At 66.7% G+C, this 25,698-nt stretch carries 16 protein-coding genes; 8 read left to right on the top strand and 8 right to left on the bottom strand.

The window, feature by feature from the left end; translation table 11 throughout:
* Positions 1-178: 178 nt before the first annotated feature.
* The 3 genes from ACOOHF_RS10605 to ACOOHF_RS10595 all read left to right on the top strand — a co-directional run bounded on the left by ACOOHF_RS10605 (position 179) and on the right by ACOOHF_RS10595 (position 6,979).
* Complete coding sequence (locus ACOOHF_RS10605; protein ID WP_420461658.1) at positions 179-5,113, top strand: hypothetical protein; 4,935 nt, start codon at positions 179-181, stop codon at positions 5,111-5,113.
* A gap of 102 nt (positions 5,114-5,215) precedes the next feature.
* Positions 5,216-5,791, top strand: a complete 576-nt coding sequence (locus tag ACOOHF_RS10600; RefSeq protein WP_420461657.1) for a hypothetical protein — start codon at positions 5,216-5,218, stop codon at positions 5,789-5,791.
* Between the two features lie 64 nt (positions 5,792-5,855).
* A protein-coding gene (locus ACOOHF_RS10595) for an IS3 family transposase (RefSeq protein ID WP_420461656.1) occupies positions 5,856-6,979 on the top strand; the annotation gives its coding sequence in 2 pieces (ribosomal slippage) (positions 5,856-6,132 and positions 6,132-6,979; 1,125 coding nt in all).
* Positions 6,980-7,423: 444 nt separating this feature from the next.
* Here the strand turns inward: ACOOHF_RS10595 and ACOOHF_RS10590 are convergent.
* Positions 7,424-9,295: a TRAP transporter permease gene (locus ACOOHF_RS10590; protein WP_420461655.1), complete on the bottom strand. Its 1,872-nt coding sequence runs from the start codon at positions 9,293-9,295 to the stop codon at positions 7,424-7,426.
* On the bottom strand, positions 9,292-10,260 hold the full coding sequence (locus tag ACOOHF_RS10585; RefSeq protein ID WP_420461654.1) for a TAXI family TRAP transporter solute-binding subunit: 969 nt from the start codon (positions 10,258-10,260) through the stop codon (positions 9,292-9,294). The genes ACOOHF_RS10590 and ACOOHF_RS10585 overlap by 4 nt, the downstream gene beginning before the upstream one ends.
* 226 nt (positions 10,261-10,486) lie before the next feature.
* Between ACOOHF_RS10585 and ACOOHF_RS10580 the strand changes: the two genes are divergently transcribed.
* The gene (locus ACOOHF_RS10580; RefSeq protein ID WP_420464359.1) at positions 10,487-11,695 is read left to right on the top strand and encodes an ATP-binding protein; all 1,209 of its coding nucleotides are present in this window, start codon (positions 10,487-10,489) and stop codon (positions 11,693-11,695) included.
* 1 nt (position 11,696) lies between these two features.
* Here the strand turns inward: ACOOHF_RS10580 and ACOOHF_RS10575 are convergent, their stop codons facing one another.
* Genes ACOOHF_RS10575 through ACOOHF_RS10550 form a run of 6 tightly spaced genes read right to left on the bottom strand, consistent with a single transcriptional unit; the run spans position 11,697 to position 18,485 of the window.
* Positions 11,697-13,091, bottom strand: coding sequence for a sodium:solute symporter family protein (locus ACOOHF_RS10575; RefSeq protein WP_420461653.1), 1,395 nt, complete (start codon positions 13,089-13,091; stop codon positions 11,697-11,699).
* A complete protein-coding gene (locus ACOOHF_RS10570; RefSeq protein WP_420461652.1) occupies positions 13,088-13,189 on the bottom strand; it encodes a ribbon-helix-helix protein, CopG family in 102 nt (33 codons plus the stop codon). The genes ACOOHF_RS10575 and ACOOHF_RS10570 overlap by 4 nt, the downstream gene beginning before the upstream one ends.
* Positions 13,190-13,227: 38 nt before the next feature.
* Positions 13,228-14,328 carry a P1 family peptidase gene (locus tag ACOOHF_RS10565; protein ID WP_420461651.1) on the bottom strand — a complete coding sequence of 367 codons (1,101 nt, stop codon included), beginning with the start codon at positions 14,326-14,328 and terminating at the stop codon, positions 13,228-13,230.
* Between the two features lie 31 nt (positions 14,329-14,359).
* Positions 14,360-16,318 (bottom strand): acetoacetate--CoA ligase, encoded by a 1,959-nt coding sequence (locus ACOOHF_RS10560; RefSeq protein WP_420461650.1) that lies wholly within the window; start codon positions 16,316-16,318, stop codon positions 14,360-14,362.
* On the bottom strand, positions 16,315-17,715 hold the full coding sequence (locus ACOOHF_RS10555; RefSeq protein ID WP_420461649.1) for a cbb3-type cytochrome c oxidase subunit I: 1,401 nt from the start codon (positions 17,713-17,715) through the stop codon (positions 16,315-16,317). The genes ACOOHF_RS10560 and ACOOHF_RS10555 overlap by 4 nt, the downstream gene beginning before the upstream one ends.
* Positions 17,712-18,485: a c-type cytochrome gene (locus ACOOHF_RS10550; RefSeq protein ID WP_420461648.1), complete on the bottom strand. Its 774-nt coding sequence runs from the start codon at positions 18,483-18,485 to the stop codon at positions 17,712-17,714. Before ACOOHF_RS10550 ends, ACOOHF_RS10555 begins: the two co-directional genes overlap by 4 nt.
* A gap of 196 nt (positions 18,486-18,681) precedes the next feature.
* Here ACOOHF_RS10550 and ACOOHF_RS10545 point away from each other — a divergent pair, with 196 nt between their 5' ends.
* The 4 genes from ACOOHF_RS10545 (at position 18,682) to ACOOHF_RS10530 (ending at position 25,173) form a co-directional block, all read left to right on the top strand.
* Positions 18,682-18,924, top strand: a complete 243-nt coding sequence (locus ACOOHF_RS10545) for an AbrB/MazE/SpoVT family DNA-binding domain-containing protein (protein ID WP_419933764.1) — start codon at positions 18,682-18,684, stop codon at positions 18,922-18,924.
* A complete protein-coding gene (locus tag ACOOHF_RS10540; RefSeq protein WP_420461647.1) occupies positions 18,902-19,300 on the top strand; it encodes a hypothetical protein in 399 nt (132 codons plus the stop codon). The genes ACOOHF_RS10545 and ACOOHF_RS10540 overlap by 23 nt, the downstream gene beginning before the upstream one ends.
* A gap of 288 nt (positions 19,301-19,588) precedes the next feature.
* Positions 19,589-20,026: a hypothetical protein gene (locus tag ACOOHF_RS10535; RefSeq protein WP_420461646.1), complete on the top strand. Its 438-nt coding sequence runs from the start codon at positions 19,589-19,591 to the stop codon at positions 20,024-20,026.
* Between the two features lie 743 nt (positions 20,027-20,769).
* Positions 20,770-25,173 (top strand): Calx-beta domain-containing protein, encoded by a 4,404-nt coding sequence (locus ACOOHF_RS10530; RefSeq protein ID WP_420461645.1) that lies wholly within the window; start codon positions 20,770-20,772, stop codon positions 25,171-25,173.
* Positions 25,174-25,698: the final 525 nt, after the last annotated feature.

Here is a 25,698-nt window from a genome sequence, read left to right as displayed (position 1 = left end):
TAAGAACGTCGAGCGCCGGCCGAAAAGGCACGCCGGAACGGTTGGCTTCGGAGTTGACTGGACACCGCCATCGCAGATCGACCGTGGAGGGCGGGGGGGAGAGGGTGGACGACCGTGAGGCCAATGGGCAATGGTTGGTAAGCGCAGCAACGCGGGGGGATCCGCAGCGGGATCCGGGATGGACTACCAGGCGCGAGTCACCGCCTGGGCCGCTGTGCATATGCTTGCGGAGAAGGATGCGGATCCACCGTTCGGCCTTAAGGCACCCGTGGTTCGAATGGCCTGCGAGGGTCCTGGACCCGTCGATGACCTGATCGTCAGCACGGACACCGGCCGCACCGCGTACGTGCAGGTGAAACGAACCGTTCCCCTTTCTGAGGTTAGGTACCGTGCTGGCCGACTCGCCCCATTCCCCTCGGCCGTGGATCAATTCGTTCGGCAGTTCCTGCTGGGGAGGGCGGCGGCGGGAGATGGCGAGGATCCTTCGGATGCGGCGCATGATCGCTTCGTGCTGGCGGTAGGTGCCGACGCTCCTGCGACTATTCGTGTGAAGCTACGCGAGGCGTTGGAGCGCGTGCGGGTCTACCCCAGGCATGAGCTGCCCGTCGACGGGCTCGACAAAGGGAAAAGGAAGGCTCTGGACATCGTCGTTCAACACATTCGGGCCTCCTGGAAGGACGAAACCGGGTGCGACCCAAGTGACCACGACGTCCGTAGGCTGCTAGACCTTCTCCGTGTAGAGACAATCGAGGTGGACGAGGAGGAGAGAGACGAACGAGAGGCAAAGCGGATCCTCCGCGCCATTGTGCTTGAAACCCCTGAACAGGCCGACGTGGCATGGTCGAAGTTGATTGCTCGAAGCCTGCGCCTGATCGGAACGCGGGGTCATGCGGATCGCGCCACATTGCTCGAGGCCCTGAACGACGCCGACGTGAGCATACGCGCCCCACGGAGCTATCGCGGCGACGTTCAGTGTCTAAGGAGTCACAGCACTCGGGTCGCTGACCGCCTGGCGGCACATGCGTTCATCCAACTGGGGGACGATGAGTTGCGGATCCGGCGCCCTTATGTCCCTCTCCTCCGAAGGGCGGCCGAGGCCGGGTCCGTTCTTCTGGTCGGCGAGCCTGGAGCGGGAAAATCGGGTCTGTTGCACTCGCTTTCCGAAGCGCTGCGTAAGGAGGGGTGTGAGGTACTTCTGCTGGCGGCCGAGCAGCCGCCATTCGAGAGCGCGGGGGGACTGCGAGACGAGCTGAGACTCGAACACGACGTTGTGGACGTTCTCGCGAACTGGCCTGGGACGCGCCCCGCGTTCCTTCTGGTGGATGCGCTCGACGCGGCGCGCACCGGTCGATCGGCTGACGCTCTCAGGGACCTGATCCGAGAAGTCTCTGAACGAGGGGATCGGTGGAGGGTCGTCGCGTCGATCCGTGAGTACGATGCCCGGTACAGCCGGGATCTGCCCGACATCTTCAAGGGCACTCCCCCGGATGGCCCCGAGCCTCCGCTTGTCGGCGGGTCGTTCTCCCAAGTGCGCCATGTCGTCGTCGGGCTTCTGACGGACGACGAGCTCCGACAGATCGGCGAGCTTGGCGCTCCGGAACTGGCTCAGCTCCTTGAGTCGGCGCCGACGGCGGTCGCCGAACTCCTGCGCAATCCCTTCAATCTTCGGCTTGCTGCCGAGTTGCTGGATGGGGGAACGGATCCTCAGGCGATTCGCAACGTAGGCAGCCAACTGGATCTACTCGGCCTCTATTGGCAGGAACGCGTTTTCAGGGGCGGCACCGTGCGTGAAGCTCGCTCTCGGGAGACTGTCCTTCGAAAGGCGGTCGAGGCCATGTCCCGCGAGCGAGCCCTTCATGTGGATCGAGATCTCGTGGAAACGGAGGTCGCCGCAGGACCACAAATCCACGACCTTCTGTCGGAGCAGGTGATCGTCGAGTGGCGACCGCGACCGGAAGCGCCTCCACGAGCATCCACGCTCGCCTTCGCGCACCATGTCCTGTTCGACTATGCCGTCGCACGGCTGCTGCTCCGGTGCCGGGCGGATCGTGTGGCATCGTTTCTCGCAGAGGATCGTGCGTTTGTCCTGCTCGGAAGACCGAGCCTTGTCATGCACTTCCATTATCTCTGGGCGCTTGACGCACAACGGGCGCGGGAGGAGTTCTGGGAGACCGTTCTTGCCGTGTGCGGTTCACCCGAGATTCCCGAGATAGGAAAGTTGATCGGACCAAGCGTTGCCGGCGAGATCGGGTTGACGATTCAGGAGTTTGCGCCGCTCCTGGCGGCTCTCGGAGAAGCGGACGAGGCGGTCCGCAAGCCGGCCGAAAGCGCGCTGGCGCACTGCGTTCAAGCTCTTCTTGCCGACCGTGGTTCTCAGCCTGAGACGGTCGGTTTGTGTTGCGATCTCGCCAAGCGGCTTAGCGAGAGCTTCACGACCGGGAGTGCCTATCCAGCGTCCTGGATCCTATCGGAGCTTGTGCCCCGTCTCGATCAACTCTCCGCCCCCCAGGCCGAGCAGGTGGGTACGGCCAGTCGGCGTCTCCTTGGCTTCGCGTGGGCTCAGAGCCGGAGAGATCGATGGTTTGTGGGGAAGGCCATACGGTTCGTCTGTCGAACCTTCGATACCGATGCCGAAGCATCTTCCAAGCTCCTGCGGCGAGCGATAGAACCGGACCACCTCGCACAGCACGGAAGCGAGGAGCTGAGGTGGCTGGCCGACGCATTGCCCTCGATGACGCCCCACAATCCGACCTTGGTCCGGGACATCTACCGAGCCGCGTTCGGATACCGGGAAACGTCCGGCTCGCCAACTTCGGTCTTGGGAAGCACAGTCCTCCCGCTCACATCGAATCGGAGCCAGGACTATCAGATCGGGCTCCACCAACTGCTCCAAGCATATCCAGAGTTCCTGCGCGGCGCTCCTACGGAAGCGGTGGCGGCTATGGACGCCGCTCTCGAGTGGCATGTCGCCAGCAAACCAGCCGTTCCGAAAGAAGATGCCGGGGAGTCTGCGGAATTCGACTTTCGTGGGGAGCGGGCTCTTATCCGGACGGACTACAGCCGCCTGTGGGACCGCGGGCAAGGCCACCCCAACGAGACGACTGCAGTCGAACTCTTGGATCATGTCGAGCAGCGATTGCAGGATCTCACCGACGGGGCGGGAGGGGCGGTTGAGCTGGCCAACCTGCTGGACACGCTTGCACGCACGTGTCGGCTGGCGGCCGTGTGGCGACGACTGCTCGACCTGGGGGTTCGCTACCCAGCCCACATAGGGATGAGAATCCGTGCGGCCGGGTGGTCGCTCCCCGTCTTGATGTGTCCCGATACGACGAGACACGTCGGGAGTATGAACGGCGCTCTTTTTCTCGATCTGTCTGAGACTGACCGAGAGAAGATTGAACGTGCCATCCTCTCCATTCCAGCGGCATCACCGCCAGAACGCCGAAGCGCGGCGGAGCAAACACGCGATCAACTGCTTGGGTGTCTTCCCGGGGAAGGACTCGTGACCTCCGAGTGCCGAGAGCATCTGTCTGCGCTGCGTGCTGCGAGCGCGGTTCCACCGAACGAGGACGACGTCAAGTTCGAGTTCTTCAACCGGGAGTTTGGAGAGGAGGAGTTCCTTGCCCAAGAGGGCGTGCCGGTGGAGGAGGAACCGAACAAGTGCCTTCGGGAGCTGGAAGAGCCGGTCAAGGCGTTTGCGAACGCTCACCGCAACGAGGTTCCCACATCCCAGGCACTGGCTGCGGCATTCCCGCACATGAAGCGGCTGCATACAGCTCTTCAATCCTCCGAGGCTGAAGGCGTCCACGAGAAGCTGGCGAACTACGCTTGGGGCAACTTGGCGGAGGCATGCGCCGCAGCCGCGAAGATGGAGGACCTTCGTTGTCACGAAGGAGCGGGCGCGTTCGTGCGGATGGTGCTACTCGAGGCAAGTGAGCACCGAGTGCCAACCGCCGAAAGGGACTCTGACGAGCGATTCGTGGAAGGGTCGCGGGAGAAGCTCGCAGCCCGCGTAGCTGCTGCCGCAGGTCTAATGACAATTCTTCGGTATCCTTCCTGCGAAGACCCGCACATGCTTACCGCCGTGGATCGGCTGGCCGCCGATCCGGCTCCGTCCGTTCGCCGAGAGATTGCTTTCCGGGTGCTGGTCCGGTATGAGCGCAACCCGGATTGGACGTGGAGGCTGATTGAACGGATGGCCCGGGACCGTAGTCTGCGGGTGTTGCAGTGGTTGGTGCATCCGCTGCGCCACCTGATGTCTGAAGAGTCGGCGCGGGTCGCGGCGATCACTATAGGTATTCGGCAGGCTATAGCGGATGCCCCCGACCGGAATGAGCTGGTCAATTCATGCGGCAATATCCTCGCTGACCTCTTCGTATGGGGCAAAGACACCGCCGCGGCAGTGGTGATCAACGACCTTGCCGATCATCCCGTTGCCCACCTTGAGGAGGTCGCTCATCTAGTGCGACGCTTCCGCGAGATTCTGGTGAGTGGCTCGGTTAATACTGCAATTCCCGAGACCGACGCTGCCCGCAGGCGAAGCTGGAACTTCCTCCTTCGAGTCGTGAGGGGCGCGGCAGCTGAGTTCCGGCGTGATGTGGAACGCCAGGAGAATGCCCAAGATCCTTCGGAGAAAGGACCCCGCCAAGAGCAGATGGAAGGCCTTGCGCGCTTGCTGGACTCCGTAGGGTCGAACATCTATTATGTTTCGGGCGCGTACGATGGTACCGACTCTCCCAGCGAGCCGGCTCTCCGGCGCCTCTACGCCGAGTCTGCGGAAGTCATCGACGAACTGGCCGATGTAGGGCTGCCTTCCCTTGCCCACCACCTTTTGGAAGCACTCGCGGCTTTCATTGCCGTCGATCCCCGTGGGGTGTTTCTTCGCATCGCACGCGTTATCCGGGGCGGAAGGCAGGGAGGCTATCAGTACGACTCCATGGCGGAGCAGGTCCTGGTGCGAATCGTAGATCGCTACCTAGCTGACTACCGTGAGCTCTTTCGCACGGACGCGGAAATGCAGAAACGCTTGATCGACATCCTCGATACGTTCGTCAAGGCCGGGAGCGAGGGTGCCCGACGGCTGAGCTACGGTTTGGACGGAATTTTCCGGTAGAGCCCTCCCGTTTGAATCTCCGGAGAAGCCGGATGCGCTATGCTTATGCGAACGTAAACACGTAATCATAAGGACAGAACACCTTCAGGACTGGAACGTCGTATGAATGAATCTGAAGAGCTCTTTCGCCGCTTTTGCGAGTTCCAAGGCTGGCGAGTCGAGCGCATTGACGCACACTCGATGCCCCATGGCAGCAGCGTACCCGATTTCCGCATAGTACGGCGCAGCAGCCGTGGCATCGTCGTGGAGGTGAAGCAGTTCGATCCTAACGAAGAGGAACAGGAAGCGCAAAGACGGCTTGAGGCCGGTGGAAGAGGGTCCCTAAGTGGCACACCCGGGAAGCGGCTTCGCGGCGTAATCTCAAAGGCGAACAAGCAGCTGAAGGCGCTTGGCGCATCGGAGCCTGGGATGTTAGTCGTGCATAATCGCACAAGAAACTGGCTGCACGATGACCCGGACAGTGTGCGCACGGCGATGCACGGTCTAGATGTTATTGATGTGTACGTTCCCGCAGGTCACGAATTGCCTCCGGCTTTTGGCCCCCGCCGACCTGGCCCCGGTAAGAAGCTGACCGCCGATATGAACACCTCCGTGTCCTGTGTCGCCGTGCTACGGGAATCCTGGTCGGCCTCTTCAGCGGCGGCAAGAGGCCGCGGGTACGCATTGGAGGTGTACTGAGGTGGTCCCAGTTTTTTGGACAGGTCGTTAAGGTGGATTCCAGGAAGGAACGGGAGGCACCGAGATGGCCAGGAAGAGACGACGGTTCACGCCGGAGTTCAAGGCGCGGGTGGCGCTGGAGGCGCTGCGGGAACGCGACAGCGTACAGGCGATCGCCAGGCGGCACGAGCTTCATCCGAACCAGGTGAGCACGTGGAAGCGGCAGTTGCTCGAGGGGCTGCCGGAGGTGTTCGCCGGGGGCGCGGGGCGCAAGCTCGCCAAGGAGCACGAGGCGAAGGTCCGGGAGCTGCACGCCAAGATCGGGGAGCTCACGGTCGAGCGGGATTTTTTTCGGCGCGGGCTCAAGCGCTGAGCCGGGCGGAGCGGGTGCGGATGATCGAGCGGGACGGGCCGCCGAGTCTTTCAAGGCAGTGCGCTCTGCTGGGGGTGAGCCGGTCCTCGCGGTACTACCGGCCGAAGGGGGAGAGCGCGGAGAACCTGGCGCTCATGCGGCGCATGGACGAGCTCCACATGGACTACCCGTTCTACGGGAGCAGGCAGATGATGCGCCATCTCCGCCGCGAGGGCGTCGTCGTGGGCCGGCACCGGATCCGGCGGCTCATGCGGCTGATGGGGATGGAGGCGACCTACCGGCGGCCGCGCACGAGCGTGGCGAACTCGGAGCACCGGGTCTTCCCCTACCTGCTGCGCGGCCTGGCGATCTCGCAGGCGGACCACGTGTGGTGCGCGGACATCACCTATGTTCCGGTGACGCAAGGGTTTTTCTACCTCGTGGCCGTGATGGACTGGGCGAGCCGGCACGTGCTCGCGTGGCGGCTGTCCAACACGATGGACGCGTCGTTCTGCGTCGAGGCTCTGGACGACGCACTGGGCTGGAGGGCTCCGGAGATCCTGAATACCGACCAAGGCGCCCAGTTCACCAGCGAGGCGTTCGCGGACCGGGTGCTGGCGGCGGGCGCGGCGTTCTCGATGGACGGCCGGGGCCGCTTCCTCGACAACATCTTCATCGAGCGGCTGTGGCGGTCGCTGAAGTACGAGGCGGTGTACCTTCACGAGCTCCGGGACGGGCTGGACGCCGAACGCATCATCGGCTCGTGGTTCGACTTCTACAACGAGGTGCGCCCGCATTCGTCCCTCGGCGGGCGGACGCCGGGCGAGGCCTACCGCAACGGCACGGGGGCGGTGTGAACGGCGGATCTTCGTGCCTGCCGGAGCGCGCCCCCGTGAGCCCGCACAGACGGGGAGCCACGCGGGATCTCCCCATGCCGGGCGCCTCGCGCCGACGGCGGCCAAGCCCCGCTCGCCGGCCGGGTTCCCCTCCCGACCACCGGGGCCCATGTTGGAAGCTGTCCTTCCCCCGCCGGGGGAGGACCCACGGGTGGAGCACCCACCCCGGGACAACTCACGGAGAAGGCTCCCGAGGGCTCTCACAATCACTCGGAATCCACCTTAACTTTGCCCTCGGACTGTCCAACGAAGTAAGACCACCTCATACCACAACCACTTCGCAAAATACCCGCTGGACCCATCGCATCTCGTCGGCTGCAACGTAACGCACTACGTAATAGACGAGAAGCAGACCGCATGGGAGAAACTGGAGTTATCCCGTTTTCGCCGATGGTTGTCCCGCTTTCACCGATGGTTGTCTTCTGTGGTGGATTTCTTCCGGGTGTGGAGCACGTAGACCACGGCGCCCAACAGCACTCCGGCGATCCTGGCCGCGGCGTTCGGGACCAGGATGAGGGCCCCGGCCGCGGCGAACAGGGCGCGCTCGGCCATGCTGCACGCGGCCACGGCGAATCCCTCGATCGCGTACGCCGCCACCGAGATGAGCGCCACCGTGCAGACGATGGCGAAGACGAACGCCGTCACGGAGGTCCCCTCCACGAGGATGAGCGCCGAGTAGGCCATCATCGCCGGCACGATGAAGAAGCCGAGGGAGAGCTTCACGGCCTGGGTCGCGGTCCGCATGGGAGGCGCGCCGGCGACCCCGGCCCCGGCGAAGGCGGCGAGCGCGATGGGCGGCGTCACGTTCGACGTCTGCGAGAGCCAGAAGATGATCATGTGCGCCACCAAGAGGGAGAGCCCGAGGCCCTCGAGCGCGGGGGCGGCCATGACCGAGATCACGATGTAGGCCGCGGTCACCGGCAGCCCCATGCCGAGGACGAGCGCCGCGATGGCGATGAAGATGAGGGCGAGCCAGAGCAGGCCGCCGGCCGCCTGCACGACCGACTCCGTGAACTGGAGGCCGATTCCGGTCTGGCCGATGACCCCCACCACGATCCCGGCTGTCGCGCACGCGAGCGAGATCGGCAGCGCCATGATCGCACCGGCCCGGAGGCCCTCGAGGATCGTCCGCCACCCGACCCTCGTCCCTTTCCGCGCCATCCCGGTGACGACGACCGCGAGGCAGCCCACGGTCCCGACGAGCGGCGGCGAGTAGTTGAGGAGGAGGAGCGCGACCACGAGCCCGAGCGGTAGGAGGAAGTGGACCCCCTCGCTGAGCGTGCGCCGCACCGGCGGCGGGTTCTTCATCCCGCGCAGCCCCAGCTTGACCGCCATGAGGTGGACGAAGAGGAGCGTGCACCCGAAGTAGAGGATCGCGGGGGCGATGGAGAGCGTCACGATTTCGCGGTAGGGCGTGTTCGTGAAGTCGGCCATGATGAAGGCGCCGGCGCCCATGATCGGCGGCATGATCTGGCCCCCCGTGGAGGCCGCCGCCTCGATCCCGCCCGCCTGCTCCGGGCGGTAGCCCAGCTTCTTCATCATGGGGATGGTGAGCGCACCCGTCGTCACCGTATTCGCGATCGCCGATCCCGAGATCGACCCCATGGCCGCTGAGGCGATCACGCTCGCCTTCGCCGGCCCGCCCCGGAACCGGCCCGCCGCGGCGAAGGCGAGATCGATGAAGAACCGTCCGGCACCCGTCACCTCGAGGAAAGCCCCGAAGAGGACGAAGATGAACACGGTCCCCGCCGCGATCCCGAGTGGGGTCCCGAACAGCCCCGCCCCCGTGAAGATCTGGAAGCGCAGGATGCGCTCGAGGCTGAAGCCGCGATTCGCGATCACATCGGGCAGCAGGTCCCCGAACCCCGCGTAGAGGAGGAAGACGAGGCCCACCGCGACCATCACCCAGCCCACGGCGCGCCGGGTCGCCTCGAACAGGAGGATGACGAAGGCGAGGCCCACGATCAGGTCGTGGGTCGTGAGTCCGTACAGGATGTGGTCGACGCCCCGGTAGTCGAAGCCGACGACCACCCAGCCGCAGTAGAGGGCGGCGAGCGCGAGCGCGGCATCGAGCCACAGGCTCCAGCGGGGAGCGGCCTCCTCGCCCGTCCACGAGGGCTTGGCGAGGAAGGTGAGGACGACGACCCAGGCGAGGTGCATGGGACGCCCCAGCGTGGCGGACAGCGTGCCCGTCGTACTCTGCCAGAGCTGGAACAGGGAGAGCCCGACCGCCAGGGCGAAGAGGATGTGCCGCCAAGGCAGCTTTTCGGTCGTCAACGGGTGCCGGAACCCAATACTTCGTCGTAGTAGCGCCTCGCCCCGGGATGGATCGGGAAGTCGCCCACGTCCCGGGCCGAAGCGGGCGTGATGAAGCTCGCGACGCTGGAGATGTTCTCGAGGTCCCCGCGGCGCTCGAGCATGGTCCGAGTGAGATCGTAGGCGAGCCCCTCATCCATCGAGCGCGACACCACGAGGAGATTCCAGAGGGTCGGGGTCAGCACCGCCTCATCCACGCCGCGGTAGACACCCGGCGGCATGTCGAACCCGGAGTAGGCCGGCTCCGCGCGGACAATCGTCGCGATCTCGTCGTCCGTGAACGGGACGAGGACCATGTCCCGCGACACCGCGATCTCGACCACGGCGGGCATTCCCACTCCGCCGGCGATGAACCCCGCGTCGAGCGTCCCGTCCTTGAGGCCGTTCGACATCTGCGCGTAGTTGAGTTGCCGGACGGTGAAGTCGGACTCGCCGATGCCCATGGCCTCGAGCACGTTCCACGCCGTGACCGCGTTCCCGGACCCAGGAGGGCCGACCGACACGCGGCGCCCTCTGAGGTCGTGCACCGACTCGATGCCGGTGCTCCGGACCGTCACCAGGTGCACGACGTTGGGATACAGTTTCCCGATCGAGAGGAGCGGCATGGGTTCGGGGAACCGGCCCGTGCCCGCAAGCGCGGCGGCCAGGGCGTCCGCCTGCGTGAAGCCGACCTCGCTCTCGCCCTTGGCGACCTGGATGAGGTTCGTCACCGAGCCGGCGGTGGTCTCGGCCTTCATGTTCACGCCGTCGACGTGCCGGGACCATATCGACGCCAGCCCGCCGCCAAGCGGGTAGTACAACCCGTTGGTATTCCCCGTTGCGATGGAGAGCGTCCGCTGTCCTTCGCCTCCACAGCCCGTGAGCCAGACGGCCACCAGTATGGCGAGCAGGACGCCGCGCGCCGCGACCCGGCGACGCTGCGTCACGCTTTGTCAGCCGCCGCTACCGACATCGTCCCGCCCCCTTCGGCCTGCCGGCCATCTGTCGCGTTTCCAGAGTCGGAAAGTCGCCGAGAGCTTAGCCATGAGGGTAGTCCATATCCAGCCGACGACGTGTCCCCAAGCTCGAAAGTGAGGTGATCAGGGCGTCCTTGGCGTCATTTTCCTTGCAAATCGGGAGCGGTAGTCCTAAAATGCAATGATGCACCCTGCGATTGTCCCCCGGATCCTGCGACCGCGCGTCGAGGAACACCTGAAGCTGTTTCCGGCCGTAGGAATCCTCGGGCCGCGGCAGGTAGGAAAGACGACCCTGGCGCGTACGTTCGCGGCGGCGGGGCCGGAGGGCGTCCCGAACCGATCCAGCCGATCCACGCCCGGTATCTACCTGGACTTGGAGAACCCCGCCGATCGTGCCCGTTTGGCGGAGGGCTCAGGATATCTGGAAGCGGTGAGAGACAAGCTCGTGGTCCTCGACGAGATCCATCGGGCTCCCGACCTGTTCCGCGAGTTGCGAGGGATCATCGACCGGAGGATCTGGCGGGGCGAGAAAGCGGGGCAGTTCCTCATTCTGGGTTCCGCATCGATGGAACTGATGCGCCAGGCCAGCGAGAGCCTCGCCGGCCGCATCGGTTATCTCGAGCTTGGACCGCTCGATGTGCGGGAGGTCGGCGCGCGCGAGTTCATGAGCCTGTGGAGCCGGGGCGGGTTCCCCCCGAGCTTTCTTGCCCCGACGGATGAGGCCAGCGCTCTCTGGAGGGAGAACTTCATCCGGACGTATCTCGAACGGGACATTCCCGAGCTCGGGCCGCGGATCCCTGCCCAGACGCTGCGCCGTTTCTGGACCATGCTCGCTCACTCCCAGGGCGGACTCTGGAATGCCTCGAACCTGGCGAGGAGCCTTGCCGTGGATGGCAAGACTGTGGCCCGATATCTGGACCTCATGGTCGATCTCCTCCTCGTGCGGCGTCTGCAGCCGATCCATGTGAATGTCCGCAAGCGGCTGGTGAAGTCGCCGAGGATCTATGTGCGCGATAGCGGCATCCTGCATGCGTTGCTCGGGATTCCGCATCTCGACCACCTGCTCGGCCACCCCGTGGCGGGCGCCAGTTGGGAGGGCTTCGCCATCGAGACCCTGATCCGGGCCGCGCCGGACAGGCTCTCGCCGCCGGGCTTCTACCGCACGGCGACCGGGGTGGAGATCGACCTTGTTCTGGAAGTACCCGGACCGCAGACGTGGGCCATCGAGATCAAGCGCAGTCTCGCACCCCGGGTCAGCAAGGGCTTCCGTATCGCCCTGGAGGACGTAAGGCCGGACAAGACCTTCCTCGTGTACGGAGGGGACGAGCGCTACCCGCTGGGGGGAGGGGTAGAAGTCATCGGCTTGCGGGCACTCGCGGCGGAACTGGCGAGTCTCGGCTGGTAGCTCACCCTCGGCGGGCGCGGGCCAGGGCAACGAGGCCGAAGACGGCGGCGGAGACGATGAGGCCGATGAGCGTGCGGTCCAGCAGGGCGGGCGCATCGGCGGGGGCGAAGATCCGGACGGCCGCCAGCGCCGCGAGCCCGGCCCCGATAGCGGCGAGGGCCTCGGGGACACCGCTCCTCCGCGAATGCAGTCCGGCCGCGACCGGCACGAAGAGGCTCACGCTCAGGATCGAATAGAAGATCGTCAGCGACGCGATCACGCTCTCGAGACAGAGTGCGAGCAGCACAGCGAGCGCACCCCCCGCGATGGCGGCGCCTCGCGCCACGCGCAGCACCTGTCCGCTGGTGGCCTCGGGGCGGAGAAAGCCCTTGTAGAGGTCCTTCGAGAGGGACGTCGAGAGCATGAACAGGCCGGCGTCGGCCGAGCTCACCTCGGCGGAGAACACCGCGGCCAGACCGAGCAGCCCCAGAGCCGGCGGCAGCGCCGTGGCGAGCAACATGGGCAGCGCCTGCTCACGGCTCGCGAGCGCCGGATCGTAGACACGAGCGATCATGCCCAGCAGCGTCGGCGCGAAGGCGAACAGCACCAGCGCGACGCCCGCCGCCAGCAGCCCCGTGCGAATCGCGCGTGGACTCGCGGCGCCGTAGACCTTCTGCACCAGACCGGGCGAGATGATGAACGCCGGCGCGAGGAGCGCGATGTACACCCAGCCGGACGCGCCGCCCTGCCACAGACTCAGGTAATCCGGCGATGTCCGCGCGGCGGCGGCCTCGACCGCCGACCAGCCGCCGATGTCGGCCAGCGCCCACGGGATCGCGATCGCGAACCCGGCCAGGATGACGACAAGCTGCACCAGGTTGACCCAGGCGGAGGCCACGAGGCCGCCCGCGCTGAAATAGACGATGACGACGATCCCGCCGATGAGGGCGCCCACCCAGCGCGGGGACCCGGCGACGACGGAGACGATCTCGGCCATCGCGATGAGCTGCCCGGACACGATCGTGAGCGTGGCGAACCATAGCAGCCCGGCGATGAGCAGCCGGACCGAGCGGCCGTACCGCAGTTCGAGGTAGTCGCCCATGGTGAGGAGCCCATGGCGCGCGGCGACCTGCCAGATGCGCGGGCCAACCCAGACCGCGAGCAGGATCGTGCCGATGCCCGCGGAGCCGACCCACCACCACGCACTCAGTCCGTCGCGATAGGCGAGCCCCGCCGCGCCCACCGTCGTGCCGGCGCCGAGATTGGCGGCGAGGATGGTGGCGAAGAGCAGGACGGGGCCGAGTTTGCGGTCGGCCACGAAGAAGCTGCCCGCGGCGTCGACCCGGCGGCCGATCCACGCTCCAAGGGCGATGAGTCCGGCGGCGTAGGCGAGGATCCCCCACAGGCTGGCCGTCATGCGATCCCGGGCGGCGCGCTCACACTCATCCCCCGGGCTGCCGCTTCGCGGCGCACCTGTCTGGCGAGCTGATCATCGAGGGAAATCGTCGTTCGCATGGTGAAGAGAATAACAACCTGCTCCACTCCATCAACGATCAGCCGCCAGCGGGTGCCAACTCCGACGCCGAGGGGATGCCGGGGAGTCCGGCCGCCGCGCGGACGGCCCGCAGGATCGCCTCCGACATGACCTCCGCCGCGAGCGCGCCGATCCGTGTCAGCCCCCCCTCGTCGAGGTGCACCCCCGTGGCGAGGCCGAACACCGTGTCGCCGTCCCTCGGCGTGTGCGCCGGGTAAACCGTACGGGCGACCCCGTCTTGCGCCATCTGCGCGACCTTCGTGATCTCCGCCTTCGTCAACGTCGCGTTCGTGGCCACGACGCCGATCGTCGTGTTCCCGCCGACCTCGCCCCGGGGCCCCGGCACCTCACCCGCCCGCAGCAGCGCCCGCGCGTCCGCGAACCCCGTCCCGTCCTCGGTGCGAACCCCGGCCACGATGCTTCCCGTCGCCGGGTCGATGATGTCGCCGATCGAGTTGACCGCGACGACAGCCGCCACCGTGAGCCCGTCCTCCAGGGTGATGGAGGCGCTCCCGATCCCTCCCTTCATGGCCCGGTCGCGACCACCCAGTTTCCCGACCGTGGCCCCGGCCCCGGCTCCGACGCTCCCCTCGGCGGGCGCAGCCACGCTGGCTTCCAGTGCGGCCCGGTATCCGCACTCCGGCCCCGGCCGGATCGAGCCGTCCCCCACGCCGAGATCGAACAGGATCGCCCCCGCCACGATCGGGACGACATGGTCCCCGACCCGGTAGCCGATCCCCTTCTCCTCGAGGTACCGGACCACCCCCGAGGCCGCGTCGAGCCCGAACGCGCTCCCGCCAGAGAGCACGATGGCGTGGACTTCCTGCACGCTGTTCACCGGGTCGAGCAGGGCGACCTCCCGCGTTCCCGGCGCTCCGCCTCGCACGTCGACGCCGGCCACCGCGCCGTCCTCGGCCAGCACGACCGTACACCCCGTGGGCCGCTCGGCCAGCGTGAAGTGCCCCAGCGTGAGCCCGTTGACCGCCGTGATTCCGGCTCCCGTCGAATCCCCTGTCTCCTGCGCCACACAGCCTCCCGTCACAGCGAACCCGGCGCATGCGGCCGCCGCGGTGAACGCCGCGACCCGTGCGAAGTGCAGACCGCCGAGCGACCGTCTCATGGGTACAAGCCTCCCGCCATTGCCGCGCCGCTCATGCCCGGAGTTCCGGCCGGTCGCGGTAGTCCTCGAGCGCTTCGGGATTCGCGAGCGCCTCCACGTTCTTCACCGGGTCACCCATCACCACCGCGCGCACCGCGAGTTCGGAGATCTTGGCGCTCTTCGTCCGCGGGATGTCCGACACCTCGAGAATGCGCGCCGGGACGTGCCGCGGCGAGGCGTTCTCGCGAATCTCCATTCTGATCCGCCCCTCCAGTTCTCCATCGAGACGCCGCCCATCCGCGAGCCGGACAAAGAGGATCACGCGCGTGTCATTCTCCCACGGCTGCCCGATGACGATGGACTCCATGACTTCCGGCAGCCGGTCCACCAGCCGGTAGATCTCCGCCGTCCCGATCCGTACCCCGCCCGCGTTCAATGTCGCGTCGGAGCGGCCGTAGATCACCACCCCGCCGTGCTCCGTCCACTCCATCCAGTCGCCGTGCCGCCATACGCCCGGGTAGACGTCGAAGTAGGCCTCGTGGAACCGGCTCCCATCCTCGTCTCCCCAGAACCCCGCCGGCACCGATGGGAAGGGCGACTTGCAGACCAGTTCCCCCTTCCCCGCCGACATCGACTGTCCCTTCTCATCCCATACATCCACGTCCATACCCAGCGCTGGCGCCTGGATCTCCCCCCTCCACACCGGGAGGAGCGGATGCCCCACCACGAAGCCCCCGCACAGGTCCGTCCCTCCCGAAATCGAGGCCAGGTGGACGTCGGACTTCACGTGCCGGTACACGTAGTCGAACCCCTCCGGGACGAGCGGAGACCCCGTGGACACCATCGTCCGCACCGAGGAGAGGTCATGCGTCTCGCGCGGCCGGAGACCCTCCTTCCCGATCGCGTCGATGAACTTCGCCGACACCCCGAGCTGCGTCATCCGGACCTCGTCCGCGTAGTCGAACAGAACCTCGGGCCGGGGATGGAAGGGCGAGCCGTCGAACAGGACGACCGTCGCCTCGCTCGCGAGCGCAGACGAAAGCCAGTTCCACATCATCCACCCGCAGGTGGTGAAGTAGAAGGTCCGGTCGCCGCGCCGGATGTCGGCGTGGAGTTGATGTTCCTTCAGATGCGTGAGAAGGACGCCGCCCGCCGTGTGGACGATGCACTTCGGGATCCCGGTCGTACCCGAGGAGAAGAGGATGTAGAGGGGATGGTCGAAGGGGAGGCGCCGGAACTCGATCTCCCGCGGTTGCCACGGGCCGATGAAGTCGTTGAACAGCACCGCCCGGGGCACGGCCGAGATGTCGGGCTCCGGATCCGTGTGGGGGATAATGATCACCCGCTCCACCGACGGAAGCCGGCGCACGATCTCCGGCAGACGGTCGAGGCTCGAATACCACCTCCCCTGCCAGAAGTAGCCGTCGGCCGCCAGCAGAACGCGGGGTTCGACCTGGCCGAAGCGGTCGAACACGCCCTGCACGCCGAAATCGGGCGAGGCCGTCGAGATCGTGGCCCCGAGGCTCGCCGACGCGAGCATGTATACGATGGACTCCGGCATGTTGGGTACGTAGCCGGCCACCCGGTCTCCCGGCGCGAGTCCCAGGGCCCCCAGCGCCTGCGCGAGCCTCGAGGTCGTGTCGTAGAGTTGCGCCCAGGTGAGGTCGCGGCGGACGCGGTCCTCGGCCCGGAACATCAGCGCCGGCGTGTCGTCGCGCCGCCGGAGCAGGTTCTCGGCGTAGTTCAGCCGGGCGTCGGGATACCAGCGCGCCCCCGGCAGGCGGTCGAAGTCGACTACCGCGCGCTCGCCGCGCTCGCCGATGACCCCGCAGAAATCCCACACCGCGTTCCAAAACGCCTCCGGCTCGCGGATCGACCAGCGCCACAGCGCCCGGGGGGAGTCGGCCCCGGCCCCGCAGCGCTCGTTCGCGAAGCGCGTGAAGCGCGCCATGTTCGTCGACGCGGCAAAGGTGGGATCCGGGGTCCACAGCGGCCCGTTCATGCCCGTCATGCTCGCTCGCCCGAGACCCGGAAGTACCGGAAGGCGGGCGGCGCGAGTTGCGCGACGACCCACGCGAAGAAGATCAGCGACAGCGTGCCGGAGACCGCGAACCCGATCCCGCTCCAGGCGGAGACCCACTCGGGCGGGACGTACGTTTCTCCCGGGGCATGGACCGCGCGCGTCACGCCCACCGCCGTCCCCACCACATGCAGCCAGAGCACGAGCGCCGCCACCGAGACGTTCAGCCCCAGCAGCGCCCGCCGCATCGCGGCCGTGTGGAGCGTCTCCCACCCCGCCTCGCCCTCCCGGGCCTGGATGTGCTCGCTCAGAATCCAGATCACGGCCCCGAGCAGGATCATCGTGTCGATCCCGATCATGGCCCCCATCGCGTGCCCCGTGACGACGTACGTCCCGTGGATGACGGCGTTGAGCGGGGGAACGGAGATAAGGATCGCACTGAACAGGATCGCGCACGTCCACCATTTCGCGGCCGCGAACGAACCCCGCGCAGCGCAGAACGCCCGATCGCTCGGCTTCCGCAGCGCCCCCCACAGATCGAACATCGCCCGCGCGAGGACGATGATCTCCATCATGCTCACGACGAACGCGATCCACTTCACCGACTCCCGCGCCGGGAGATGATAGCTGTGGTGCGCGAAGTTCGTGAACGAGTTGAGCAGTCCGACCCCGAACAGCATGTACGCGGTGGTCGAACGGCCGTAGGAGGGATCGCCCGAGATCCGCTCCCCCAGGTAGATCACGGACCCGTAGACGAAGAGGTTGAAGGTGCCGACGAGGGTTCCCGTCGCCTTCCACTGGATCCGCATATCCTGCACGGGATCCCCGAAGATCCCCGGGACCAGCCACATGTGCTGTTCGACGAAGGTGACGATGAAGAAGAGCAGCCCGACGCCCCACATCGTCACGTAGACCGGCCGTTCCCAGAAGCGCCTCCCCGCCAGTCGGAAGAAGTTCCACGCGTAGCAGATCCAGCCCGCGAGGATGAGCAGGGAGAAGACGGGGTGGAAACCGACGTACTCGCGCCCCGTGCCCACGCCCAGGGCCAGCGTCACCAGAATCCCGAGGCCGGCGATCGCCCAGGTGGAGATCTGGATGCGGAGGCGCCAGCGGTCCCCGGTGGTCGGGGGGCCCTCGTCCTGCAGGAAGCGGTACACGACGGCGACGCCGCCCAGGAAGACCCAGGCCGAGGCGAAGACGGTGTGGATCGGGCGCAGCTGGCGCAGGTCGAGTCCGACCTGCTGGAACCACGGCGCCAGCGCCGGCACGGAGTAGAGCGCCGCGAGGATCCCGCCGAGGAGCGTGATCGCGATCGCGACCAGACCGCCGCGTACGAAGGTGAGCACGGCGAACTGGTGCGCGGGGTGGCCGGCCTCGAAGGGCTTCACGGAAACTCCCACCACGGCAGCGCGCGCCAGTCGAGGCCGCGGTCCGCCGCCAGCGCCCGCGTCGCCGCCTCGAGTTGCTCCCGGTTCGCGCCCAGGAACTCGAGGAACGCGGTGATCGCCGCGCGGTCGGCGGCGTCGAGCGGCGGCACCGGCGGCGGCATGCCCTTCGCCGGGCGACCCTCGGCGAGGACCCGGTCGAGCGAATCCGGCGCGAGCGACCGGGACACGAGCGACAGGTCGGGCGCCCCGACCGGCGACGCCCGGAACGGGAAGTGGCAGGCGCTGCACGGTCGGATGCGCCAGGCGGCGTACCCGGCCGCGACGTCAGCATCTTCGGGGCCGAGGGAGGCCTCGATCGCGCGCTCGAACGCCGCCTGCGCCCCGGCTCCCTCCCCCGGACTCCCGAGCCGCAACTCGCCGCGGCCGATCTCCGGCCGATCCATCTCCCGCAGGAACGCCGCCATCGCCGCGGCCTCCTCGTCGCTGAAGGCGAGCGGCGGCATCTGGCCGCTACCCACCCTCAACAAAGAAACGAGCCGGGTGGAATCGACCCGGCTCGCGGCGTTCGTCAGATCCGGTCCGAGGAACCCCCCCTGACCGTACAACTGGTGACAGGTTTGACAGGCATACCCCTGCCAGAGTTCACGCCCCGCGAGTGCTTCCTCCGACAGCGGGACGCTGCGCGAGTCGGAATACACGAGCCCCGTCTGGACTCCGAAGCAGAGTACCAGCACGGCCAGAAGCAGCTTTTTCCGGACCGGCGTACACATGGGGAGCGCTCGAAGAGGTTGGAGTCGTGTTGTCCCGGACCCGCGGATGATCTTCGCACAGGGCAGCGGTCGTCAAGCACGCGACGTCATTTGATCGTCGGTTGACGCGCCCGCTCAGTTTGCGAACAGATGATTTGACACAGCTACCTTACTAATTTATCATTTTTAGTAAGGCACCCACGACAGGAAGGAGACCATGCTGGTAAGGATTACATCCAAGCGTCAGGTGACGTTCCCCGCCCGGGTCCTCGATGCGATGGGCGTGCGCCCCGGCGACCGCCTCGAGTTGGAAGAGGGCCCCGAAGGCTTCATCCTGCGGCCGCAGCGGATCGACCTCTCACGTCTGGCGCCGCTGCGCGCCAGGCTGCGGTCCGGATCCGGGGAGTTCGATATCCACGCCTTCCGTGCCGAGCCCCATGATCCAGCGCTACGGGATTGACACCTCCGTGCTGGTGCGCCTGCTGACGGGCGTGCCGGAAGCGGACTTCACTCAATCCGTCCGGCGGCTCTCCGCCCTGGTGGCCGACGAAGGCTCGGCTGTGGTCGCATCGAACCAGGTGATCGGCGAGGCGTACATCGCCGTCCAGCACCACTACGGCGTGACGAGAGTCGAGGCCCGCGCCGGCCTCCTCGACGTTCTTCGCAGCGGACTCGTCGCCCCCCTGAACGGACGTCCGATCCTGGATGCCCTCGAGGCCTCCGGTGGACCGGGACTGCTCGACCGCCTCATCGCCAACGACTATGCGCGCGAAGACCTGGATGTCCTGACGCTGGACAAGGCCATGGCCACCCTCCCCCGCGCCCAGCTTCTTTAGCCCGGATCCCCGAGGAGGGAGACGTTCCGCGGACTGCTTCGTGAAGTCACGTAACGCATTCATTGAAAGCGATTTACGCAACCAATAGTGGGGCTCTACCCCCCATTTGTTCCACCGGGACGAAGCGGATTCCCTAGGCCCTAAGTGGCCGTGAATGGACCTGTCGGCCCGGATCGTCGCGCGCCCACGCTCGCGGATCGTCTGGGTCGTCAACGACCCGGTCGACGGGAACGGCTGGTCGTCCGCCCAGGTCAACTTGATCCAGCGTCTCCTGCCCCATATCCGCCAGTGCGTGCACGGGCGGATCGTGGCGGCGAACCACCGCGCCCGGAATGTGATCCGGACCGGCGAGGGGGTCTGTTCGACAAGGGCGGGTTCCTCCGCGCCCGCTCGGCGGAGGACGACGCCGAACTCCAGGCGGTGTTGGCGCGAGTGCTGCCGCCGTTCGGGGTGCAGGGCGCCGCCGGCTCGACGATGATCAGCCGCCCTTTCCCCCGTCCGCCGCTGGCGCTGCACGTCAACCCGGTGGGCCGGCCGGAGACGGACTTGCGGGTGTGGCCGGTCGCGGCGCTGGTGCTGGTCGCCGACCCGGCGAGCCGGACCCGCATCGATCCGGCCGTGGCGGCGGAGGCGCTCGGGCTCACGGGGAAGCATAACCAGTCGCGTCAGGCGGACCTGGTGCGGCTTGTGCTTGCGCTGGGCGGCGCTCCGGAGCCCCGGCACTGAAGGCGGAAGCCGCCGCGGGTCGGCGCTGACCTCGCCCGCCTTGCCGCAATAGCCCGAATCCTGCCAAGAAAAACCATCCAATCCCCCCAATATTGGGGAGCGCGCCCCACGCCGAATGTTGATAGGGTCCTCGCTTGCTTTGAAGCTTCGTCGATTTGTTTTTCGGCACTTTTGCGCGCTCGTCGGGTGGCCGATGGACGGGGACCGTCGGTTCTGGAACATGCCCGAACCGTCGTCCCCCAGCCGAAGCGAGGAGTCATTGAATGGATTCAGGAACCGGAGACGCGGCCGTGCCGCGCACATCAGCGGTGAGGGCCGGGTGGATGGGGCTGTTGACCGGGAGAGCCGGGCGGGCGGTTTTCGCCGCGGGCACCGGGACCGGCACGATGAAGATGGCCGGGCAGTGGACGGATGCACGGCGCGCCATGGGTCGGCTGCACCGATCCGGCCCCCGCCGGCCGCCTGAATCCTCTCCGCCCTCTCCGGCTGGATCCTCTTCCGCGTCCAACCGTCGCGCGTCCCGCCCGTCGGCGGCGTCACGCGCAGGTTCTGTCGCCTGCCACGCAGCGGCTGCGGTCCTCGTGACCTTCGCCGCGCTTTTTGCCGCGGCCCTCCCCGCGCAAGCCCAGACCACAATCTGGACGGCCACGCTGACGCCGAGGGCCACATTCTCAGGGACCCCCGTACCGTTGGGCTGTGACAACTCCTCGTCGGGGAATAGAAAATGCAGCAACTCGAACACGTTGAGCGACGATTTCACCGATGACGGTACGAGCTACGCGGTCACTAAATTTTTTACCAGGAACGGAGTCTTGACATTCAGGCTCGATACGGGTGCCACAGCCGCCACACAGGGTCTGACACTGGTGATTGACAGCGAGGAATTCGTCCTTAAGGAGGCCAACCAGATCAACGGCGCCAAGACTCAATGGAAGTGGAATAGCACCACCCTGGGTTGGACTGCCGGGACCGACGTCGCCGTGTCGCTCGTTGTGACCGACGCTCCCGCCACCGGCCAGCCGACGATTTCCGGTGGGGGGCAGGTGGGCAAGACGCTGACGGTGGCGACGGACTACATCGAGGACCCGGATGGGCTGCCGACGACCCCCACGTTCACCTACCAGTGGGTGCGGGTGGACGGCTCCACCGACACAGACATCCCCGGGGCGACCTCCGAAACCTACACGCTGACCGCGTCCGATCTGGGCAAGCAGATCAAGGTGAAGGTGAGCTTCACCGACTTACGGGGCCACGCCGAGGGCCCGCTCACGAGCGACGCGTATCCCCGAAACGGGACAGTGACAGTGGTGGTGTTGCCGGGCCCCTGTCCCGCGGTCAACGACTGGTGCGCGACGATGACGGTGGCAGACGACGGCACTGGGTTCGGGTATGAGTTTGACAAGTCCGGCTCGCTCGACGACAACATGATCGAATACGGCGGCAAAGAAATCGAAGTCTTTAAGTTGTACGTCGTTATCCAATCCACGCGTGAGCGATTTTTCTTCGAGTCCTTCCCGCGTGTGCCGCTCGGCACGGTGATCACCGTTGGCGACCTCACGCTTACGACGGACGCGGAATCGAATGACGGCAGCCTTGCCAATAAATGGGATTATAACCCCGGCGAGTTGCCCCCCGACCTGCTCTGGTTGGAAGGCCAGGAAGTCAGGATCAGTCTCGTGTTGGGAAGCTTCCCGGCAGAGGGCGCGGTCACGATTTCGGGTACGGCAAGGAAGGGGCTGATGCTCACCGCGGACATCAGCGACATCTCCGATCCCGATGGCCTGACGAACCCCAGTTACACTTACCAGTGGGTCCAGGTGGACGGCACGACCGAGACCGACATCACCGGGGCGACGGGAGCCAGCTATACGCCAGTCGCGGACGATGTAGGCAAGCAGGTGAAGATCAGGGTCGGTTTCACCGACGATAGAGCTCATCCTGAAGCCGTGACCAGTGAGGCGTATCCGTCGAGCGGATCCATTGGGGATAGCACCATCCGGAGCCTCGTCGAAACGTTTACCTATCTGACGGTGCAGGAGGCAGAAGACATCGGCGACCCCGTGCGGGCGTCCGGCGTGGAAGGACCTGTCACCTACAGGCTGGAAGGCGAGGACGCGGACAAATTCATGATCTCGTCATCGAGTGGCCAGCTTAGCACCAGGGTGGGCGAGCGCTACGACTACGAGGAGAAGCCGAGCTATGTGGTGACCGTGAATGCCGTCAGCCAACAAGGTGGAAGTGTCTCGATCCTGGTCATCATCAACATCGTGGACCTGGCCGAAAGACCGACGCAGCCGGGGGCGCCGACGGTGTCGGCGACTGCGGGTAGCATCACGAGCCTGGACGTGAGCTGGACGGCGCCGTCCAACGTGGGGCGTCCGCCGATCACGCACTACAACCTGCGCTATCGGGAGGATTCGGTAGAGACATGGACGGACGGCCCGCAGAACGTGACAGGCACTGCGGCGCAGATCACGGGCCTGACAGCGGACACGCCGTACCAGGTTGGGGTACAGGCGGTCAACCACGAGGGGTCGGTCTGGTCCGGATACGGCGCCGGTCGCACGGACGCTCCGACGGTAAGCTTCGGGGCCTCGGCCTACACCGCGATCGAGGGAGTTCAAAGCGCGGCGGTGACGGTGCAGTTGGACCCGCCGGCATCGAGCGCCGTGACCATACCGGTGACGACGGACCCGCAGGGCGGCGCGACCAGCGCGGACTACGACGGCGTGCCGGGGAGCGTGACCTTTGCCGCTGGCGAGACGGAGCAGACGTTCACCGTCACGGCCACCGACGATTCGGTCGACGATGACGGCGAGAGCGTGCAACTGGGCTTTGGCGACCTGCCGTCGGGCGTGTTGCTCGGCAGCCCGTCGACGGCGAGGGTGGCGCTGGTGCAGGACGCGGGCGTGACGACCTGGTATGTCTGGTTCGGCGAATCCGACTACACGGTCGCCGAGGGGGGCACGGCGCGGATAACCCTGCACCTGAACGCTCCCTGGAAGCCCGAACTGAACGAGGCGCTGACGGTGCCGCTGTTCGATCCGCAGCATGAGGGCGGCGCATCGGCGGACGATTACTCGGGCGTGCCGGAGAGCGTGACCTTCCAGCGGGGGCAGACCCGGGCGTCGTTCACGGTGCGGGCGACCGACGACAGCGAAGACGACGACGGCGAGAGTGTGCTCCTGCACTTCCGCCGTCTGTTTCCGGACGACCTGGAGGTGGGCCGCTACGGCGCGCGCGTCGCCACGCTGCATATCGACGACGACGACGGCGAGACCGCGGTGACGGTGTCCTTCGAATCCGCGAACTACACGGCGGAGGAGGGCGGCGCGCCGGCGACGGTGCGGGTGCTGCTGGACGCGGCGCCGGGCCGCTCGGCGACGATTGAGCTGACGGCAACGGGCCGCGGCGGCGCCACCTCGGCAGACTATGCCATGCCGTCGAGCGTGACCTTCGGGGCGTCCGAGACGGAGAAGAGCTTTACGCTCACCGCGACCGACGACGCGGTCGACGACGATCTGGAGAGCGTGGCGATCGGCTTCGGCTCGCTGCCCTCGGGGATAGCGGCGGGCAGCCCGTCCGTGGCGGTGGTGAACCTGACCGACAACGACAGCGGCACGAACACATGGACGGTGAATTTCGGCGCCCGCGCCGGGACGGTGCGAGATGGCGTCAAAGAGGGCGGGGGCTACTTCCTGAGCTTCAAACTGGACAGGAAGACGGGCCGGATATTGACGATTCCGTTGAAGTATGAATACCTGGGTGGCGCGACGGCGGCCGATTTCACCGACCTGCCGTCGGCCGTGACCTTTGACAAGAACGAGACGGGGGCGGGCGTGACCATATCGCCCGTGGACGACTTCGACGTGGATCCCGGGGAGAGTATCCGGGTGTCCTTCGGGGCGATGCCCGCCGGCGTGAGGGTGGGCTCGTATGGCGGCCGCTCCACGATCATCCCGGTCATTGACAACGATGGCCCGCCGGGCCTGTCGGTGGCGGATGCGAGTGCGGGGGAGTGGCCGAACAAGCGGGTGTGCCTGGTTTTCGAGGTGACGCTTGACCGGAAGGTCGATGACGTCGTCAGCGTGGACTATGCGACGGCTGACGGCACGGCGGTCGCGGGGCAGGACTACGTGGCGGTCTCGGGCACGCTGGAGTTCCGGAAGGGCCAGAACAGAAAGCGCCTGTGTGTGGAAGTGATATACGACGAAATTGACGAAAGCACCGAGAAGATGACGCTACGCCTGTACAACCCCGTCAGGGCCTACCTGTCCGACGCGACCGCGACCGGGTTTATCAACTCGGCGTCGGGGGAGCGGGCCTTCGGAGGAGAGTCCGAGGCGGCGGACATGGTCGCCGGGCTGAGCGTGGAGGCGGTGGCCCGGGTGCTCTTTGGCGAGGCGGAGTTGAGCGCGGACCAGCGCGCCGCGTTCGACTACCTGGGCAACCGGAACGGAGTCCTTGACCTGGGCGATCTGCTCTCCTGGAGGGCGCGCTGCCGGCGGGACGAAGTGCGCTGTGGCGGACCCGGCTCGGCCACCGACGCCGGATCTCTGCCGGCGTCTCCGGCAATGCCGCCAACGAAACGGGATCGCCGAACCCCGCCCCGGAGGAGGCGAGGCGCCCGTGCCGGGCGGCGCTCCGGCCGAAACATGGGCGGGAGTGTCGAACGCGTTCCGCAGCAGCGCTCGGGTGCGGCCGGACGCGGGCCCGGCAGGCGTGGCCCGGCCGTCCGCCGCGCGACCGGTTGGATACGGGCACTGGTTCCGGGTCTTGTCGTCAGCGCCTGGGGCTGCGGCATCGGGGAGGATCTCATCCAGCCGGTCCAGCCGGATCCCGGCCCGCTGCATGTGCGGCTCGCGGTCCCGCCTCAGGCCCGTGACATCGGAGTCCTGCTGGTCGTCGAGGGTCCCGGCATCGATTCCCTCAGCGCTCCAGGGTTCGAACTCATCCAGGCGGACGAAGCATCCTCCAACCGAAGGGAGGCGATCATGACCGGATCCCTTTCCACGGGACCGGTACTACAGGTGTGGGTGCCGGACAGGCGCCAACTTGGCCACTACCGGGTCGAGCTGGTGCAGGTGGCGGGCGACGACTACGGGCTCAGGGATCCGACGCAGTACGGCATCGCGATCTCGCGGTAGCCCTCCGGTCGGCTTTTGGGGGCTTTCCCTGACGCGCAGGCTCCTTGTGCGCGTCAGGGAGCGCCTCCGGCTTCGGCGCCCCTAACGATATCGACAACGACTCACTGAGCTCTCCAAGGCCCATCCGACCTACCGCCGGTCCGGGCTTGCTCGGCAGAGCTCCGGACACGGAGAACAACCCGGTGATGCGCGCCGACCAGATCCTCTCGGAACGCTCCGCTCCGGTCCCTCCGCGGCGCGTTCCGAAAAGTGTCCCATTTTCCACGGCCAGAAGTGTCATATTTTCGATGGCCATTGACAGACTGTCGGCTTCGGGAATCGGGCGGTGCCCCTCGGCGCGACGACCGCACTCAGGCCCCGCATCCGAAAACGTCCCCCTGGGGTGGACGATTCCAGGTCGGCCGTGCCCAGGCCGACGCTGTCCGCCTTGCACGAATGGCGATGGGCATGCCTTGAAGTGACCCCTGTCGAATGATTCGAACCCCGGAAAGAAACGAACACGGGTCGCCGGATCGGACAGACCAA

Origin of the sequence: Candidatus Palauibacter sp. (assembly GCF_965216145.1) — a bacterium.
Lineage (GTDB): Bacteria > Gemmatimonadota > Gemmatimonadetes > Palauibacterales > Palauibacteraceae > Palauibacter.
The sequence above is the reverse complement of the archived record's forward strand: the minus strand, read 5'-3'. Positions and strand labels throughout refer to the sequence as shown.